This window comes from Sulfuriflexus mobilis, from assembly GCF_003967195.1.
Classification (GTDB): domain Bacteria; phylum Pseudomonadota; class Gammaproteobacteria; order AKS1; family AKS1; genus Sulfuriflexus; species Sulfuriflexus mobilis.
Genome location: NZ_AP018725.1, coordinates 3,027,848 through 3,046,225 on the forward strand (window position 1 = coordinate 3,027,848; position 18,378 = coordinate 3,046,225).

19 protein-coding genes are annotated in these 18,378 nt (G+C 53.6%); 11 read left to right on the forward strand and 8 right to left on the reverse strand.

Features of this window, described 5'->3' with window-relative positions; all coding sequences use genetic code 11:
* Positions 1-40: 40 nt before the first annotated feature.
* The 5 genes from dprA (at position 41) to hemF (ending at position 5,643) form a co-directional block, all read left to right on the forward strand.
* Positions 41-1,159: a DNA-processing protein DprA gene (gene dprA, locus EL386_RS15145; RefSeq protein ID WP_126457053.1), complete on the forward strand. Its 1,119-nt coding sequence runs from the start codon at positions 41-43 to the stop codon at positions 1,157-1,159.
* A 9-nt stretch (positions 1,160-1,168) separates the two neighbouring features.
* Complete coding sequence (locus EL386_RS15150; protein ID WP_126457054.1) at positions 1,169-1,648, forward strand: DUF494 family protein; 480 nt, start codon at positions 1,169-1,171, stop codon at positions 1,646-1,648.
* A 147-nt stretch (positions 1,649-1,795) separates the two neighbouring features.
* Positions 1,796-4,108 (forward strand): type I DNA topoisomerase, encoded by a 2,313-nt coding sequence (gene topA / locus EL386_RS15155; RefSeq protein WP_126457055.1) that lies wholly within the window; start codon positions 1,796-1,798, stop codon positions 4,106-4,108.
* Positions 4,092-4,670: an L-threonylcarbamoyladenylate synthase type 1 TsaC gene (tsaC, locus tag EL386_RS15160; protein ID WP_126457056.1), complete on the forward strand. Its 579-nt coding sequence runs from the start codon at positions 4,092-4,094 to the stop codon at positions 4,668-4,670. Before topA ends, tsaC begins: the two co-directional genes overlap by 17 nt.
* 58 nt (positions 4,671-4,728) lie before the next feature.
* Positions 4,729-5,643 carry an oxygen-dependent coproporphyrinogen oxidase gene (hemF, locus tag EL386_RS15165; protein WP_126457057.1) on the forward strand — a complete coding sequence of 305 codons (915 nt, stop codon included), beginning with the start codon at positions 4,729-4,731 and terminating at the stop codon, positions 5,641-5,643.
* 133 nt (positions 5,644-5,776) lie between these two features.
* Here the strand turns inward: hemF and EL386_RS15170 are convergent, their stop codons facing one another.
* Positions 5,777-6,766: a zinc-dependent alcohol dehydrogenase family protein gene (locus EL386_RS15170; protein ID WP_126457058.1), complete on the reverse strand. Its 990-nt coding sequence runs from the start codon at positions 6,764-6,766 to the stop codon at positions 5,777-5,779.
* A gap of 133 nt (positions 6,767-6,899) precedes the next feature.
* On the opposite strand from EL386_RS15170, the gene EL386_RS15175 reads away from it, so the two are divergent.
* Positions 6,900-7,802: a LysR family transcriptional regulator gene (locus EL386_RS15175; protein WP_197722120.1), complete on the forward strand. Its 903-nt coding sequence runs from the start codon at positions 6,900-6,902 to the stop codon at positions 7,800-7,802.
* 77 nt (positions 7,803-7,879) lie between these two features.
* On the opposite strand, the gene EL386_RS15180 is transcribed toward EL386_RS15175, so the two are convergent.
* The 5 genes from EL386_RS15180 to EL386_RS15200 form a co-directional block, all read right to left on the reverse strand.
* The gene (locus tag EL386_RS15180; protein ID WP_126457059.1) at positions 7,880-8,344 is read right to left on the reverse strand and encodes a hypothetical protein; all 465 of its coding nucleotides are present in this window, start codon (positions 8,342-8,344) and stop codon (positions 7,880-7,882) included.
* A 633-nt stretch (positions 8,345-8,977) separates the two neighbouring features.
* On the reverse strand, positions 8,978-9,286 hold the full coding sequence (locus EL386_RS15185) for a DUF1272 domain-containing protein (protein ID WP_126457060.1): 309 nt from the start codon (positions 9,284-9,286) through the stop codon (positions 8,978-8,980).
* A gap of 96 nt (positions 9,287-9,382) precedes the next feature.
* Positions 9,383-10,648: a TlpA disulfide reductase family protein gene (locus EL386_RS15190; protein WP_126457061.1), complete on the reverse strand. Its 1,266-nt coding sequence runs from the start codon at positions 10,646-10,648 to the stop codon at positions 9,383-9,385.
* 67 nt (positions 10,649-10,715) lie between these two features.
* Positions 10,716-11,939, reverse strand: coding sequence for an HD-GYP domain-containing protein (locus EL386_RS15195; RefSeq protein WP_126457062.1), 1,224 nt, complete (start codon positions 11,937-11,939; stop codon positions 10,716-10,718).
* Positions 11,940-12,003: 64 nt separating this feature from the next.
* Positions 12,004-12,966 (reverse strand): bile acid:sodium symporter family protein, encoded by a 963-nt coding sequence (locus EL386_RS15200; protein ID WP_126457063.1) that lies wholly within the window; start codon positions 12,964-12,966, stop codon positions 12,004-12,006.
* 138 nt (positions 12,967-13,104) lie between these two features.
* Between EL386_RS15200 and EL386_RS15660 the strand changes: the two genes are divergently transcribed.
* The 5 genes from EL386_RS15660 (at position 13,105) to aroE (ending at position 17,316) form a co-directional block, all read left to right on the forward strand.
* Positions 13,105-13,263, forward strand: a complete 159-nt coding sequence (locus tag EL386_RS15660) for a hypothetical protein (protein ID WP_172597756.1) — start codon at positions 13,105-13,107, stop codon at positions 13,261-13,263.
* Positions 13,264-13,329: 66 nt separating this feature from the next.
* Positions 13,330-14,346 (forward strand): porphobilinogen synthase, encoded by a 1,017-nt coding sequence (gene hemB / locus EL386_RS15205; protein WP_269471108.1) that lies wholly within the window; start codon positions 13,330-13,332, stop codon positions 14,344-14,346.
* 193 nt (positions 14,347-14,539) lie between these two features.
* The gene (locus EL386_RS15210) at positions 14,540-15,217 is read left to right on the forward strand and encodes a TIGR00153 family protein (protein ID WP_126457064.1); all 678 of its coding nucleotides are present in this window, start codon (positions 14,540-14,542) and stop codon (positions 15,215-15,217) included.
* 69 nt (positions 15,218-15,286) lie between these two features.
* Positions 15,287-16,489 carry an inorganic phosphate transporter gene (locus EL386_RS15215; protein ID WP_126457398.1) on the forward strand — a complete coding sequence of 401 codons (1,203 nt, stop codon included), beginning with the start codon at positions 15,287-15,289 and terminating at the stop codon, positions 16,487-16,489.
* 2 nt (positions 16,490-16,491) lie between these two features.
* Complete coding sequence (gene aroE, locus EL386_RS15220; protein WP_126457065.1) at positions 16,492-17,316, forward strand: shikimate dehydrogenase; 825 nt, start codon at positions 16,492-16,494, stop codon at positions 17,314-17,316.
* Position 17,317: 1 nt separating this feature from the next.
* Here aroE and EL386_RS15225 read toward each other — a convergent pair whose 3' ends face one another.
* On the reverse strand, positions 17,318-17,701 hold the full coding sequence (locus EL386_RS15225) for an RNA recognition motif domain-containing protein (protein ID WP_126457066.1): 384 nt from the start codon (positions 17,699-17,701) through the stop codon (positions 17,318-17,320).
* Between the two features lie 144 nt (positions 17,702-17,845).
* Entirely contained in the window at positions 17,846-18,376 is a 531-nt protein-coding gene (locus tag EL386_RS15230; RefSeq protein WP_126457067.1) for a gamma carbonic anhydrase family protein, read from the reverse strand.
* Positions 18,377-18,378 lie beyond the last annotated feature (2 nt).

Below are 18,378 nucleotides of genomic sequence, written 5' to 3' on the forward strand. Positions count from 1 at the left end.
GCGATAATCAAAAACGTCGACAGGGCAGGGAGGCCTTGTCATGGATACAATCACCGACAACGCCTACTCGCCCCCCGGCCGGCCCCGCCATGAAGGCCTGCACGACTGGCTGGTCTTGTTGCATGCCCCCCGCCTGGGTCCACGTGGCCTGTTAAAACTGCTCGAACACTACGGCAGCCCGCAGGCCATCTGCGAGGCTCACCTTGAACTCGCCCCCTCTCTACGTGATTACCTGCAGGCCCCCGACATGGCCGCCGTGGAGGCCGACCTGGCCTGGCTGGAGGCGCGTGAGGGCAGGCATATCCTTTGTATCGACTCGCCGCTGTACCCGCCACTCTTACGTACCCTCAGCGACCCGCCAACCCTGTTATTCGTGGCGGGTGACCCGGCCTGCCTGAGCCAACCACAGCTGGCCATTGTCGGCAGCCGCAACCCGACCGCAGGTGGCACGGATCACGCCCGGGCCTTTGCCGCAGACCTGGCCCAGGCCGGGCTGGTGATCACCAGCGGTCTGGCACTCGGTATTGATGCCGCCGCCCACCAGGGGGCACTGGCCGCAGGCGGGCAGACCGTGGCCGTCACCGGCAACGGCCTGGATAGCATTTACCCGGCTCGCAACAAGGCTTTGGCCGGTGAGATCGCCCAACATGGCGCCATTGTCTCCGAGTTCCCGCCCGGCACCCCGCCACTGGCCGCCAACTTCCCGCGCCGTAACCGTATTATTAGTGGCCTGAGTGTCGGCACACTGGTCATCGAGGCCGCCCTGCGCAGTGGCTCACTGATCACCGCGCGTCTGGCTACCGAGCAGGGGCGAGAGGTCTTTGCCCTGCCTGGTTCCGTGCATAACCCAATGGCCAAGGGCTGTCACCGCCTGATCCGCGATGGCGCGACCCTGGTCGAGACCTCGGCCGATATCATGGCTGAGCTCGGCAGCCTGCTCGGCGCCCTTGGCGAGGGTGGCAATGAGCAGGGCACCGAGGACGCCGGGGGGGCACAAAACCACCCCTTATTCCCGCATTTGGGTCACGATCCGGTCGATATTGACACCCTGGTTGAGCGGAGTGGATTGACGGCGGAGCAAGTTTCAGCGATGCTGTTGGCACTGGAATTACATGGCAGTATAGAGGCGCTACCGGGAGGCCGGTATTGCCGCAGCTGAAAAGGCTCAATGAAAGAAAACGTACTCGACGTCCTCGTCTACCTGTTTGAGAACTACATGGCAGACGATATCGACCCTCCTGAGGATCATGAATCCCTGCAGACTGAATTACGCCAGGCCGGTTTTGGCCAGGGCGAGATCAGTAAGGCCTTCGACTGGCTGGAGGGTCTGACCGCCCTGCAGGGCAGTGACAAGCTGCAGAAACTGAAACACCCGACAGCCCTGCGCATCTACACCGATGAGGAGATGGATCGCATCGATGTCGAGTGCCGCGGCCTGCTCATGTATCTGGAAGAGGCCGGCGTACTCGATCAACACAGTCGTGAACTGGTCATTGACCGCATCATGGCGCTCGACGCCGAGGAGGTCGACAGCGACGTCGTCAAGTGGGTGGTGCTCATGGTGCTATTCAACCAGCCCGGACAAGAGGCCGCCTACGCCTGGATGGAAGACTTCGTTTTTGAGGAAAACTTCGGCCAACTGCACTAAGCCTGATAGATCATCCTGACCTGCCGGCAGACAAGGTTTGTGTCAAAAATACTTCGCGGGCTTCTCTTTTGCAAAAAATTGGCTTACCGTGAATAAGCAAGTAACCAACGAAAGGAATAACGGGCTAAGTAAAGCCCGGCCGTAACAATGGGCAAAAATCTCGTTATCGTCGAATCACCGGCGAAGGCAAAGACCATCAAGAAGTACCTCGGCAAGGACTACGAAGTCCTCGCCTCCTATGGCCATGTCCGCGACCTGCTGCCAAAAGAAGGCGCCGTCGATACCGAGCACAATTTCGAGATGAAGTACCAGTCCATTGAGAAAAATCAGAAGCACATCGATGCCATCTCCAAGGCGCTGAAGAAATGCGACGCCCTGTACCTCGCGACGGACCCGGATCGCGAAGGTGAAGCCATCTCCTGGCACCTGCTTGAATTACTCAAGCAAAAGAAATTAATCAAAGATAAGCCTGTCGGCCGCGTCGTCTTCCACGAAATTACCAAACGCGCGGTTCAGGAGGCCATAGAGAACTCACGCGATCTCTCGTATGACCTGATCAATGCCCAGCAGGCGCGCCGTGCACTCGACTACCTTGTCGGCTTTAACCTCTCGCCATTGTTATGGAAGAAAATCCGTCGCGGTCTTTCCGCCGGTCGTGTACAAAGCCCCGCCTTGCGCATGATCGTCGAACGTGAGCTCGAAATCGAAAAGTTCGTAGCGAAAGAATACTGGACCATCGAGGCCGACCTCTCGGCGGCGAAGAAGTCCTTTGCCGCCAAGCTGCAGCAATACCATGGTGATAAACTCAGCCAGTTCACTATCACCAACACTGAGCAGGCACATGGCATTGAGAAAGAACTCAATGATGCCGCGCAGGGTACGTTGATCGTTGCCAAGATCAGCAAAAAACAGCGCAAACGTAACCCGGCCGCTCCGTTTACCACCTCGACCCTGCAACAGGAGGCCTCGCGCAAGCTGGGCTTCACCGCGCAACGCACCATGCGTACCGCACAGCAGTTATATGAAGGTATTGATACCGGCGAAGGCGCCGTCGGCCTTATCACCTACATGCGTACCGACTCGGTGACACTGGCCAACGAGGCGCTTGATGAGATTCGCGAGGTGATCGGCGAGCGTTATGGCAAGGACAAGCTCCCCGCCGAGCCGCGTACCTTCAAGACCAAGGCCAAGAATGCGCAAGAGGCCCATGAGGCGATCCGCCCTACCTCGGCCGCGCGCGACCCGGATTCGATCAAAAAATCCTTATCAGCAGAACAGTTCAAACTTTACTCGCTGATCTGGAAACGTACGATCTCCTGCCAGATGATCAATGCGACCATCGATACCGTCTCTGCCGATCTGCAGGCCGGTGAAGGCAACCTGTTTCGCGCCAACGGCTCGACCATTGTTGACCCTGGTTTCATGGCCGTGTATATGGAAGGTGTCGATGACCAGGCGGAAGAAGATGACGAAAAAATACTGCCACCCTTAAAAGAAGGTGACAGCATAAAGCTGAAAAAGATCCGCCCGGAACAGCACTTCACGGAACCACCGCCACGCTTTAATGAAGCAACACTGGTGAAAACATTGGAAGAGCATGGCATTGGTCGTCCATCGACCTATGCCTCGATCATCTCCACCCTGCAAAACCGTGAATATGTGGAAATGGACAAACGCCGCTTCATCCCTACCGATGTCGGCCGCGTCGTCAACAACTTCCTCACCAAATACTTTACCCAGTATGTCGATTACGACTTCACCGCCAACCTCGAAGATGAACTCGATGCCGTGGCCCGTGGTGAAAAAGACTGGGTGCCGCTGATGCGTGACTTCTGGCAACCCTTCAAGGATCGTGTCGACGATACCGAGAAGAATGTTGACCGCCGCGATGTCACACACGAGAAGATCGAAGAGAAGTGTCCGAAGTGCGGCGGCGAGTTATCCATTCGCCTCGGTCGTCGTGGCCGCTTCATCGGTTGCATGGGTTACCCGGAATGTGACTATGCGCGTAACCTGAATGGTGATGATGACAGTAAAGATGCCGAGATGCTGCAAGGTCGCAAGTGCCCCGAATGTGATAGCGACCTCGTCATCAAACATGGTCGCTATGGCAAGTTTATCGGTTGCAGCGGTTACCCGAACTGCAAACACATCGAGCCGATTGAAAAACCGGCCGATACCGGCGTCGAGTGTCCCGAGTGCCACAAGGGCAATATCCTCAAGCGCAAGTCACGTTACGGCAAGATCTTCTATTCCTGCGCACGCTACCCGGACTGCAGCTACGCGATCTGGAACGAGCCACTCGCCGAGCCGTGTCCGAAGTGTAACTGGCCTATCCTGTCGGTGAAGACCACCAAGAAACGTGGCACCGAAAAGGTCTGCCCGCAAAAGGACTGCCGTTTCTCTGAACCCTATGACCCACCGGAGAAACCCGCTGACGAGGATGACGAAGCCTCTTAAGACCCGTTCCGGCCGTTGGCCGCTACGCCAGGCCGCCGCCACACTGCATGCCGGGGGGGTGATCGCCTATCCGACCGAGGCCGTCTATGGGCTTGGCTGTGACCCGCTCAATCTCGACGCCGTGCTGCGCCTGCTCAGCATCAAACGCCGCGACCCAGCCAAGGGCCTGATCCTGGTCGCCGATAACATCCAGCGCCTGCTACCCTTTATCTCGATCAGCGCCGCACAGCGCAAGACCCTCATGCAAGGCTGGCCGGGCCCGAACACCTGGCTGGTACCGGTGCAGGACTGGGTGCCGAAATGGCTGACCGGCCAGCACGACACACTGGCCGTGCGTGTCAGCGCCCACCCGCTGGTCGCCGCCCTCTGCTGCGAGGCGGGCATGCCGATCGTCTCCACCAGCGCCAACCTCACCGGGCATCCGCCGGCACGCAATGCGCTGCAGGTACGCAAGGGACTGGGTGAACAGATCGACTACCTCCTCAGCGGTCCGACCGGCGGCCAACGCCGGCCCACCCCGATCCGCGACCTGAAGAGCGGCCGCCTGATCCGTGCCGACTAGGCAGCCCATCCACCACCCATTCGTCATGGACCCGCTCATTGTGGTTTAATACGGCGCCATGGACACACCCGATATCAATGCCGTAAAGGCCTACCTGCTCGACCTGCAGGACCGCATCTGCGCCGGACTCGAAGCCGAAGACGGGCAGGCCCGATTTGAGCAAGACGACTGGGATCGTGAAGGCGGCGGCGGCGGGGGCCGGACCCGCGTCATGGCCGATGGTGCCGTGTTTGAACAGGCCGGCATCAACTTCTCCCACGTCGAAGGCCCAAGCCTGCCGGCCGCAGCCACGGCGCACCGCCCGGAGCTGGCCGGGCGCAGCTTCCAGGCCATGGGTGTTTCGCTGGTCATCCACCCGCACAACCCCTACGTGCCAACCTCACACGCGAATGTGCGTTTCTTTATCGCTGAGAAGGAAGGCGCCGATCCGGTCTGGTGGTTTGGCGGTGGCTTCGACCTGACCCCTTATTACGCCAATGAGGAAGATGTCATTCACTGGCACGAGACCTCGCGCGCCGCCTGCGAACCCTTCGGCGAAGCGGCCTACCCAAAATACAAAAAATGGTGTGACGAATACTTCTACCTGAAACACCGCGACGAACCACGCGGTGTCGGCGGCCTGTTCTTCGATGACCTGAACGAGCCTGGCTTTGAAAAGAGCTTCGCCTTCATGCAAAGCGTCGGTGATCACTACCTGCCGGCCTACCAGCCGATCATCGCCCGCCGCAAAGACCATGAATACGGTGAGCGTGAACGCGATTTTCAACTCTACCGGCGCGGCCGCTATGTCGAGTTCAACCTCGTTTACGATCGCGGCACCCTGTTCGGCCTGCAGACCGGCGGCCGCACCGAGTCCATCCTCATGTCACTGCCGCCGCTGGTGAAATGGAAATATAACTGGAAACCGGAGAAGGGCAGTCCGGAAGCAGCGCTTTATGAAAAGTATTTGCAACCACAAGACTGGCTTAAATAGATCAGCGCCAAAGATCATTACTGGTTCATCAATTTCATCGTTGCTAGCCCAGAGACGCAAGTTCGATCGCAAAACAATAATAATTTAAATGGTTTCGGCATATCACTTGTCTGGCAGCTAATCGTCGACAAATTTATATCGTTATAACAATCTTGCCTCGTTGTATTCCTGACTCCATGTATTTATGCGCTTCAACAATATTATCCAGCGAAAAACTGCGGTCGATCACCGGTTTTAGTACGCCGGACTTAAGCCTCTCATAAATATACTCCTTGGCACGCGCCAGTCTGTCGGGGTTTTTAGTAATTTCAAATACTGTATATCCACGTAGTGTTAAGCCCTTACCCAATGCCGTAAACAGCGGGAAGGGTGTGGCTTCTGGAGACAACGCCCCGTATTCGAAAATAAGTCCACCTTGCGCGGCTGCATCTGCAAGTGTTTGTAATATAGGACCACCGATCGGGTCGAAAATGATATTAGCACCCTCTTTGGCAGTGATGGCCATGACCCGATCCACTAAATTTTCTTCATCGGTAATAATGACATGGTCTGCCCCGGCATCAATCAAAAAAGCCTTTTTATCGGCTCCGCGTGTAGCCGCAATCACTGTCGCCGATGAGGCTTTAGCAATCTGAATCGCAGCAAGGCCGACACTGCTACTAGCTGCTGTAATGAGTAAGGTGTCGCCTTGCTTTAGTTTTCCAAATTCAATCAACGCGCCAAAAACGGTTATATACTGCATCCAAATCGCCGTTCCTTCTGCAGCAGTTAAATTATCAGGATAGGGTGCAACCGCATACCCGGGTACAACGGGATTTTCACCGTAAACGCCATATTGTCCCATTGAAAATGCCGGCACAGTGCTAACCCTGTCGCCGACCTGAAGACCATTATTATCAGGGCCGACTTCTTCGATAATTCCGCTCGCCTCATAACCAAGTCGACAGGGTGGTTCGGGGACCTCAAGATACTGTCCCTCGCGGAACATTACCTCCGCCCGGTTGAGGCCAATTGCCTCCACTTTAAGTCGCACTTCACCTTTGCCAGGCTTGGCCTTTGCTACCTCTTCCACCTTAAGCACATCAGCATTTCCTGTTTCATAAAAACGAATAATTTTTGGCATTATGGACCTCACTTTTTTCATGGTCTGCGGCAAAAACTGGCGAATTTGTAGTAACTGTCTCCGGTTACGCTGTTATAAACTGTATATAAGTCTATAATACTTAACAATTCATATATTATTGACTTACTGTTTAGTGAAAATTAACAAACTTCGACAACTTCCCAGGCTTTTGGCTTTCGCGGCTGTAGCGGAAAAGGGCTCCTTTACACGGGCTGCCGAGGTACTCGGCGTCACCAAATCGGCTGTCAGTCAGCAAATTAGCTTGCTTGAGGAGGAGTTAGGTATACGAGTGTTAAATAGGACCACTCGAGGTGTATCTTTGACCGCCCTCGGTGAAAGCCTGCTGTCACAGTGCCAATTGCTTCAGGATCAGACTAACCGAATATTCACGGATGTTGTGAATGCAGGAGCCAATCCCCAGGGGCGTTTTGCAGTAACTTTCCCTCATGCATTTGAATCAAATATTGTAATTCCGGCTATAGAACAACTATGCCTCGAGTTTCCAGGACTTGAGCCTGAGCTCATTGTTAGTGATAAGGCTCTGGATATTGTTTCAAACAACCTCGACGTTGCCATCTATTCAGGTGAGCTTCCTGATAGCAGCTACCGTGCATTACCCATTGGCGCCATGACAGAAATATTCTGCGCAACACCGCTCTATTTACATCGCGCTGCCAGCCCGGTAACACCAGAAAGCCTTGGTGAGCATCGATGGCTGGCAACAAGCTGGCAACAGCAAAAAATGCCTATATGGCATGTAGACTGTAACAAAAGCGATGTTATCCAACTAAACCCGTTCGCCCGTGCTAATACCTTGGCCTGCGCATTAAAGATGGCCCTACGACACATGGGAGTAGTATTGTTAGCAGATGTGGTCGCCAAACCTTATTTAAAGACGGGAGAACTGGTACATATCGCCCATCGTATTAGCGGGCCTCACTGGCCCGTTTATACCCTGCACGCCTATCATGGAGAAAAACCTGTCCATCTGACGCGCTTTCACCAGTTAGTGAGCCGGTTCTTTATGGCATTATAGAAATATATATTCTGAATCAAGTGTTCTGCCCCCTTGATGACCTTGATTAATGATTAATATAGCCGCATTTTACGACTCTAAAGCCGAGCCCGTTTCGATTTTGATGAAAGAATCGAAATGATAATTCCGAGTATCAGCCCAAACAAAGCATCACCGATATATACCATTAGGGGAAGCCCACTTGTGAACCCCAGCATCAACGCCAATAGGCCAAACAGTATTAGTCCATACGCGCCCAGATCCAACATGGGTCCATAACCTAGAGGATTCCGTGCAAGAATAATAAAAAAAATGCCTATCAATCCAAAGACACCACAGACCACTCTAACAAAATAGACTACAACCGGTACATTAGGCAGTGGCTCGATGCCGAACCACGAAATAAGATTTTCCAAAATTGCCCAAGGCAAAAAAATAAAAGGAACCGCTGTCAAGCATCCAAGAGCCGTTACCCAGAGTGCAACTTTAAGACTTTTCATATTGTTAGCTCCTTTTAAATATACAAAAATAAAAGAGCACTGACCCCCTTTATTGCTTTTCATTTACCCTCCCAGTTCGAATGTAGGAGTGTAAGTGCCAACTACAACATAAAAGTTTATTAGAATCGTTGCGACGATAAGACACCCAACGACTGTAATGGTATTAAGAATTAGAACCTCCTTTCTTTTCCATATGTCATAGGCGGTGAGCGCTGTCATAGCCATGAAAATATATATTAGTGGTTGTGCGTATGACAGTAGGGTTATTAGCGGGTGATCCTCTCTAAATGCTTTAAACATTGTGGAAAACTGTAGAGAAACCCTCGCCAGTAATATTTGCCAAATACACAATGCCACGAGAATGAAGCATGCTATATATTTAATTACGTTATATTTTCTATTCATGGCACACATTATCTAACTGTAGTGATGTCAAGCGTTCTGACCCCTTGATTCGTTTTGGTAAGGACTTTGCGTCTCTGTATATCCACACAAATCCAACTATTCCCGGCACTGCCCATGCGGAATAGTAAATGTAAAGAAAAAAGTTAGCGAAAAGGCAAAAGGTCCTGGTTACATATTTTCAATATTCCTTCTATTAACAACTAACGGCAAACTAAGGGACCAATCTCCGTTTACCTGGTCCCAGTGTGTGATGCTTGTTCACGCACGAACCTTACCGCCTTGTTATATGCTTTAGCGTTCATAAGGTTTTCGACCATTTACAACATTAATTAATGTTTGATGATTCAGTTCATCTACTGGCTTGTGTATTATTTTAACTGATGCAGGATGAGCGCCTAAGTAGTTATTGTTCTTTAGATTATTTTCTGGCCTTATTGGCCTGTGACAAAAGCCACCACCACAATTTGGGCAAACATTTTGAAGAATTTCATCAACGCATTTTTTACAGAATGTACACTCATATGAACATATCATTGCTTCTTGAGAATTAGGTGGCAATTGCTTATTACAGTTTTCACATGTTGGGCGTAATTCAAGCATTGTAATTCTCTTTTTCTTCCCTCACATAACTATAACTAGATGCTTGCACCTATAACAACCGCCCTGCATAGATTATAGACTCACTTTCTTCACTGTCTATTCGCTCATCAGCTTATCCAGCACTGCAAGCACATCCGGCTCATCCCACTCGCGACTGCCAAACAGGGCATAGCGGATCTTGCCCTGCTTGCCGATCACATACGTGGTCGGGAAGGCGAACACACCCCAGTTTTTCAGCGCGGTGCCATCGCTGTCAAGCATGATGGGGAAATCGACCTGCACGGTCTCGGTGACAAAGCGCTGAATGGTTGCCTTATCTTCGGCCATGTTGATGGCGAGGATCTCAAACGGCTTGTCACGCAGTTTATCCGCGAGCCGCTGCATGGAGGGCATTTCGTATACGCAGGGCGGGCACCACGAGGCCCAGAAATTCACCAGTACGACCTTGCCCTTGTAATCCGCCAGCGACAGGCGTTTATCAAACAGGTCCAGCAGGCTTAATGGAGGTGGGGTGGGATTGCCGCCGTAAACTTTCAGTTCGCGCTCTTTCTTCGTGACCGCAATCTTGTCTTCCAGTGGCTGTTTGCTTAACACTGCCTGGCGTTTCGGCTCGAGGGTACTGACCAGTTTTGCCGCCTGCAACAACAGGCTCGGCAGCTTTTCGGCAAGCGTATCTTCAAAGGCCGTGGCATCGGGCCGGTAGTAAAAACGATCCCGCACACCGTTCAGGGCCCGCACAAAGACCTCGCTACCACCTTGCTCCAGGGCGGGGATGGTCTGCTCCAGCTTCCACCACCACGGCGACTTGTCTGGTTGCATGACAAAGATCGGCAGGTTGCTGGCCTTAACCACCGGCATGATCTCGGCGGCCTGACCCGGTTCCGGGGTTTCCAGAAAGAACTTCGGGCTTATGAGGATAAGGCCACGCAGGCTGTCACTTGAGGGGTGTTGTGTTTGCCATTGGCGCAGGCCACGCAAGACCGGGATCACACCACGGCCACTGGTTACCACATACACCTGCTTGCCGGTTTTACTCGCGGCCTCGACCAGACCCGCCAATTGTTCCGCCGGAATCTTATCCATACTGCTGGCAACCACGGGTAAAAAATTGGCCTCAAACAGATCCGGGTACCAGACCTCGATACCACTCTCTGCCAGCCGGCTTGCGGTATTCCGCTCGGCCTGCTGCAAACCCGCTTCAGGTGCCAGCCAGATAAACAACTGTTCACCCGCTGCCATGTAACGTTCGATTAACAGTTCACTGCCATCCGACAACGTCAGCGGATATTCACTGGCCGCCTTCACTGACTGACAAAACAACAAAAGAAAAAATAAACTGTATTCAGGAAATCGTTTGATCATAGTAGATAATGGATAGGGATTACGATGAAAAATACTGCGTAGTCAGTATTTTCATGGCTACGTCTTGTTAATGCAATACTTCACTGCTGATATATTCACGTACATCGATGCCATAAGTATTGGGCTCCAGTACCCGGCAGATTTCCAGTGACTGTGCGCTCTCGTCGCTTTTGAACCGTGACAGGTCAATCACCTTCGGTGGCATCATGACTCTCTTTTCAGCATTACGCACCAGCATGATCATTGGCGTCAGACGTCGGCCTTGCGCTACCGAAATCACAATACCTACTTCTTCGCTATTCAGCTCCACCAGACTGCCAATCGGGTAAATACCCAGGCATTGAATGAATCGCTCAACCAGTTCACTATCCAGATCGGTCACACGCCACTCAAACATATTCTTCAATGCATCAAGCGTATTCATGCCATGGTGATAAATACGGTCACTGGTAATCGCGTCATAGATATCGACAATCGAAACTACCCGTGCATACAGGTGTATCTCTTCTTCTTTCAGGCCGCGAGGATAGCCTTCACCATTCTTTCGTTCGTGATGCGAACGGGCAATCTCAGCCGCACTGGTAGGCAGGCCAATGGTCTTTTTAAGAATCTCATGGCCGTAGCTAGCATGGCTGCGCACCACAGTATACTCTTCATCGGTAAGCTTGCCTTCCTTGTTAAGGATCTCTAATGGCACACGCATCTTGCCGATGTCGTGCAGCAGGGCACCGATACCAAGCTCGTTCAGTTCTTCTGTGGTCAGGCCGAGATAACGACCGAAGGTCAAAGAAAAAATACAGACATTCATGCTATGAATGGCCGTGTACTCATCCCGCTTCCTCAAGTTGGTCAACCACTGCATGGCATCCGGATTGCGGACAATACTGTCCACCATATCGGACACCACTTCCTTGGCCCCGCTAACATCGAGATTTTTTCCCATGCGCACATCAAGAAACATCGTATCTATTTGCATCCGGGTTTGTTCATGAACCTCGCGTGCCTTGGCTATCTCCTGTTCAAAACCAATCATGATTTCCGGGCGGCTACGTTGCTTCAGGTCAATCAGTTTTTTGTTTAACGATTGAGCATGAAGAATGGAAACGTCAACATCGTCTCCCTTCTCCAGGTCGATGTGAACATACTCACATAATGATTTCAGCGTTTGCAGGTCTTCGTCTGAATCAACAACAAAACCCTGAAATAGAAACGGCGACTCCAGCCATGGCCGATCCAATTCGGCCACGTACATCCCCTGTTTCAGGTGCATGATGTCGATTTGTCTTTTCATTTATTTACGATGCCCGAACCCGTGACAGAAGAAATACCCCATGCCTGAAATCTAGCAGTGGAGATTATGCACTACCTCTCTCATTTGTATTATTTACTGCCGTATTTCGGCGTAACCAGGCTGAGGCACCCGCCGCAGTGAGGATGCACCAAACGGCAAACAGTGCACCCGGCAGGGCGGTGATGGGTGAAAAATGTGCAAGCGCCAGCGCCACCCCCAGACCGGCATTTTGCATGCCTATTTCAATCGCCAGGGTCAGCTGATGCCGGGCATCAAAACCATACCACCTCGCCAGTAACCAACCCACAAGATAACCAAGGGCGTTGACGAGGATAACTAGTAGAATTACTAGTATGCCGACCTCGGCGATGCGGGCCTGGTTCTTGGCCACGGCAAAGCTGCAGATGATCACAATCGCGATGGCCGCCGCGGCCGGGGCAATCTGGCCGGCCTGCTGCAGGGTGCCACCCAGAAAACGCCTCACCAGCATGCCCAGCAACAGTGGCAACAGCACGGTCAGTAATATGGTCTTCATCAGCGGCCAGAATTCAATCGGCAGGAAGGCCCCGCCCAGCCATTGCACCAGTGCCGGGGTCAGCAGCGGCGAGAGGATGGTGGCAACGGTGGTCAGGGCGATGGAAAAGGCCACCGCGCCACCGGCCAGGTAGACAATGACATTGCTCGCCATTGCACCGGGGGCACAGCCGACAATAACAAAGCCGAGTGCCAGTTCCGGTGGCAGGTTACCCAACCAGGCGGCGGCGAAGCCCAGCAACGGCATGACCGTATACTGGGTCAGCACGCCGAGGCCAATCTGCCCGGGGTGGCGCAAGGTTTCTTTCAGCTCGGTAGGCTGGAGGACAATGCCGAGTGCAAACATGGTGATGGCAAACAGGGCCAGAAAGACCTTGATGCCGAGGATCGAGCCATCAAAAATCAGAAAGGCCGCGGGTTGGAAATAGGCCCAGATGGCAGCTATCAGGGTCAGCGGCGCGAGGTTATTGGTGATCAATCTGGGAATGCCCATATTCAATAAGTCTTTATGATCATTAGTCTTTATTCTTTTTGTGATGGCCGTCGCAAGGCAATTGCCAAGCACTGCCCGGAATTTTTCCGCTGAAAACCGATAATAGCACCGTCTTTACCGCATTACGGAGCCACGACCATGCTGAATAAAATCATTTTGTTTGCCGCCCTGCTGATCCTTGGCCAGCAGGCACTGACCTGGCTGATGCAGTTCGACACCAACCTGCTGCGCGAGGTCGCCACCTCGATCCTGATCGCCCTGTTCCTGCAACCCGTCATCATGCACCAATTCCGCTAAGTGGAGTTTGATTAACCGCCCGTCTCGGGTACGATCCCCTGATAAACCATAAAACAGGGGATCACAGTGAGCACACCTGATACCGGCCACGGCCGTTTTCCACAGGCACGCATGCGGCGTATGCGGCGCGATGATTTTTCACGCCGCCTCATGCGTGAAAACACCCTCACTGTCGACGACCTCATCTACCCGATGTTTATCCTCGAGGGCAGCGGCCAGCGCGAGGCCGTGGCCTCCATGCCCGGTGTCGAACGCCTCAGTATCGATGAGCTCCTGAAAGAGGCCGCCGAGCTCGTTGCCCTTGGCATCCCGGCCGTGGCGCTGTTTCCGGTCACCCCGGCCGAGGCCAAGTCCGAGGATGCCCGTGAGGCCTATAACCCGGATGGCCTGGCCCAGCGTGCGGTACGGGCGCTGAAGGAAAAATTTCCTGAGCTGGGCGTGATCACCGATGTCGCCCTCGACCCCTTCACCACCCACGGTCAGGACGGGCTTATCGATGACACGGGTTACGTCCTCAACGATGAGACCGTCGACGTGCTCGTGCAACAGGCCCTCTCGCATGCGGCGGCCGGTGCCGATGTCGTCGCCCCCTCGGATATGATGGATGGCCGCGTAGGCCGAATCCGCGAGGCCCTCGAGGCCGAGGGGCATATCCACACGCGCATCCTTGCCTACTCGGCGAAGTATGCCTCCAGTTATTATGGCCCGTTCCGCGATGCCGTCGGTTCGGCCGCCAATCTTGGCGCGGGTAACAAATACAGTTACCAGATGGACCCGGCCAATTCCGACGAGGCGCTGTGGGAGGTTGGCCTCGACCTTGATGAGGGTGCCGATATGGTCATGATCAAACCCGGCATGCCTTATCTTGATATCGTCCGTCGCGTCAAGGATCAATACGGGGCACCCACCTATGTCTACCAGGTCAGTGGTGAATACGCCATGCACATGGCCGCGATAGAAAATGGCTGGCTCGATGAACGCGCCGTGGTCATGGAGTCACTGCTTGCCTTCAAACGCGCCGGTGCCGATGGCATCCTCACCTATTTCGCCAAACGTGCCGCGCAATGGTTACGAGAATCCTGAGGCCTTTGCAAGGGTAATACTGGCGGCTTTAAAACATAAAAATTGCTTGTCATAAAAATGTCATAAACTATTTGCAATCGGTCTTTCAGCCGATATACTGCGCGCGAAACGAGCACACCATTACTATTAACGCTGATACTGAAAGCAGTATCGGGAAGCCGTACCGAATGGCGGTACGAAGAGGACATCTACCATGGCCCGATCCACGATCTCCAGTCTGTTTGGCAGCTCCCCCGTAAAACCGTTGCAAACCCACATGGCCAGCGTACAGGCATGTGTCGTCGAACTCATACCATTCTTCCAGGCGGTGATTCAGGAAGACTGGAAAGGGGCGCGCGCGCAACAGAAAAAGATTGCCAAACTCGAAGGCGAGGCCGACAAGCTCAAACGTCAACTACGTTTGCACCTGCCAAAAAGCCTGTTCATGCCCGTATCACGCCGTGACCTGCTTGAGGTCCTGACCATGCAGGACAAGATTGCCAACAAGGCCAAGGATATCGCCGGCCTGATCACCGGCCGCAAGATCATCCTCCCCGAGACACTGCATGAAGCCTTTATCGAATACGTTCAGCGTTGTATCGATGCCTCCGCACAGGCCCAGAAGGCTATCAATGAACTCGATGAACTCATAGAAACCGGCTTCGGGGGTAAACAAATGGATCTGGTAGAGTCGATGATTACTACCCTCGACTCCATCGAAGGCGATACGGACAAGATCCAGGTCAAGATCCGGACAACAGTCTTTGCAAAAGAGAAAGACATGAACCCCGTTGAAGTTATGTTTCTCTACAAGGTCATCGACTGGGTCGGTGACCTGGCAGACCTGGCACAGCGTGTCGGTAGTCGTCTTGAATTAATGTTGGCACGCTAAGAGGGTTTACACGTGGTATTAGAATTCGGTATTACCTTTATTGTCCTCGCCTGCGCCTTCGGTTTCTTCATGGCCTGGGGTGTAGGCGCCAACGATGTGGCAAATGCCATGGGCACCTCGGTCGGCTCCAAGGCACTGACCATCAAACAGGCGATTATCATTGCCGCCATCTTTGAATTTGCCGGTGCCTACCTCGCCGGTGGTCAGGTAACCTCGACGATCCGCAAGGGCATGCTTGATGCCAACTTGTTATCCGGTCAACCCGAGTTGCTTGTCTACGGCATGCTGGCCTCGCTGCTTGCCGCCGGCATCTGGTTGATGGTTGCCTCCCGCGCCGGTTGGCCGGTCTCGACGACGCACTCGATTGTCGGTGCCATCGTCGGTTTTGCCGCGGTCGGTATCGGCATTGACGCCGTGCAGTGGGGCAAGGTTGGCAAGATCGCCATGAGCTGGGTGATATCACCTGCCATAGCCGGCATTATCGGTTACTGGTTGTATATGAGTGTGCAGCGCCTGATCCTGAATACCAGTGAGCCCTTGAAGAACGCAAAAATTTACGTGCCGTTCTACATCTTCCTGGTCGGTTTCGTTATTGCACTGGTGACCCTATTCAAGGGCCTCAAACATATCGGCCTCGAACTCAGCACGACACAAAACTACATTATCGCCCTGATCATCGGTTTTATTTCCATGCTCATCGGCATAGTCGCTATCCGTCGCATGCACTTTGACCCGGCCGCTGATAAGGACTTTCACTTTACCAATGTTGAAAGGGTCTTCGGCATCCTGATGATGTTTACCGCCTGCGCCATGGCCTTTGCGCACGGTTCCAACGATGTCGCCAATGCCGTTGGTCCGCTTGCCGCTGTTGTCAGTATCGTTGAGAGCGGTGGTGAAGTTGCGCAGAAATCTGCTCTACCGGTCTGGATCCTGTTGCTCGGTGGCACCGGTATCATCATCGGCCTGGTCACCTATGGTCACAAGGTGATCGCTACCGTCGGTACCGGCATTACTCAGCTGACCCCGAGTCGCGGCTTTGCCGCCACGCTGGCTGCGGCCATGACCGTTGTTATCGCCTCCGGTACCGGCCTGCCCATCTCCACCACGCATACCCTTGTCGGTGGCGTCCTCGGTGTGGGCCTGGCGCGTGGAATGGATGCCCTCAACATGAACGTGGTGCGCACCATTTTCCTGTCATGGATTGTGACCCTGCCGGCCGGGGCGATTCTTTCCATCCTGTTCTTCTTTACCCTTAAGGGCATGTTCTCATAAGTATGACTGCGCACTATGCCGTCATGGGTAACCCGATTGCCCACAGTAAATCGCCGCGTATCCACGCGGCGTTTGCGTCTCAGACGCATCAGGACCTCGATTACACCGCGATCCTCGTTGAGCCGGGTCAACTCAAACAAGCTGTAGAGGATTTTCGCCGACAGGGCGGGCTGGGGCTCAACATTACCGTGCCTTTTAAAACCGATGCCTTTGCACTCGCCGACCAGCATAGTGAACGTGCCCTCAAGGCCGAGGCGGCGAACACACTGGTACTGAATAAAGACGGCAGTATCCTTGCCGATAATACCGATGGTGTTGGCCTGGTCCGTGACCTGACACAGAACCACGGTTTCTCACTGCAGGATAAACGTATTCTTATCCTCGGTGCCGGGGGCGCCGTGCAGGGCGTATTACTGCCCTTGCTCATGGAAAAACCGCAACGGCTGGTGATCGCCAACCGTACCGCCGACAAGGCCGTGGCCCTGGCGAATAAGTTTGCCGCGGCAGGAAATGTTTCTGGTGGCGGCTTTGAGACCCTGGCAGGTGAAAAGTTTGACCTCATCATTAACGGCACCGCCGCCAGCCTGAAGGGTGAAGTACCGGCCATCCCTGATGATGTATTGTTTAAAGAGGGTGTCTGTTACGACATGATGTATGGCAATGCGCCGACGGCCTTCGTTCGCTGGGGGCTGGAACACGGTGCCAGCCAGTCACTCGATGGCCTGGGAATGCTGGTCGAACAGGCGGCCGAATCGTTCCGCCTCTGGCGCGGCGTACAGGCGGATACCTCACCGGTGATACGGCTGCTGCGCGAATCTGCCCAGTAAGTCAGCCCAGATTAAAAACGGCGGCACCTTGTTTCGCCGTGCTACCCATCTGCGTTTGCATCCCACGACGATTCCGTCCACGCCGTTCCATCTTCGCCCAACCCCGTTGTCGCCAGTCCAGGGCGCGACGATCATTACTGTAATTGCGGTAATTAAACTCTCTGACAATGAGACGCTTGTCCCTGAAGGGGCGGCCATGAAATTGTTTCATGATTTTCCGGGCGAGCTTGTCTGATTCGACACTGACCAGTCCGTAACGATGGGCCTTGTCAGCGCCATCATGATTGACGATCTTGAAGCTAAGCTGCCCGCCTGTAATCGAGAAGAACTTGCGCAGGTCATAATCTTCGGTATCGTCTGGAATATTACCAATATAGAGTTCCATGACATATCTCCATATAGAGGTCTATTTAATCATGCCATGTCCGATCAGGATTGCAAGTGAGTAATGTCACGTATTCAAGGGGTTTTAAGCACGTCGTCCACGTAAATATACAGGTGGCAGCGCAATCACCCGCTAACTGTGTTTTTATTCTGCCAGGTAGCGGTTTTTCAAGACGACATAATGGGCCGCGGAGTATTCCAGCCACGCCAGCTCACCGGCCTTGAGGGGGCGAACCTTTTGTGCCGGGCTGCCCAGGTAAAGGTAGCCGCCCTCGAGGACCTTGCCGGGCGAGACCAGGCTGTTGGCACCGAGCATGACCTTGTCTTCGAGCACCGCACCATCGAGCACGGTTGAACCCATGCCGACCAGACAATAATCGCCAATCGTGCAGGCATGCAGAATAACCTTATGTCCGACCGTGACGCCCTCACCTATCTTTAGCGAAAATCCACCCGGGGCATGCTCACTGTCGTGTGTCACATGCAATACCGAGCCGTCCTGGATGTTGGTCCTGGCACCAATGCGAATGGGGTTAACATCGCCACGGATCACTGTCGTCGGCCACACCGAGACATCTTCACCCATCTCGACATCACCAATGACCACGGCCATCTCATCGACGTAGGCGCTGGCCGCGATCTTCGGGGTATGTTTTTCAAAACGACGTATTGTCATGA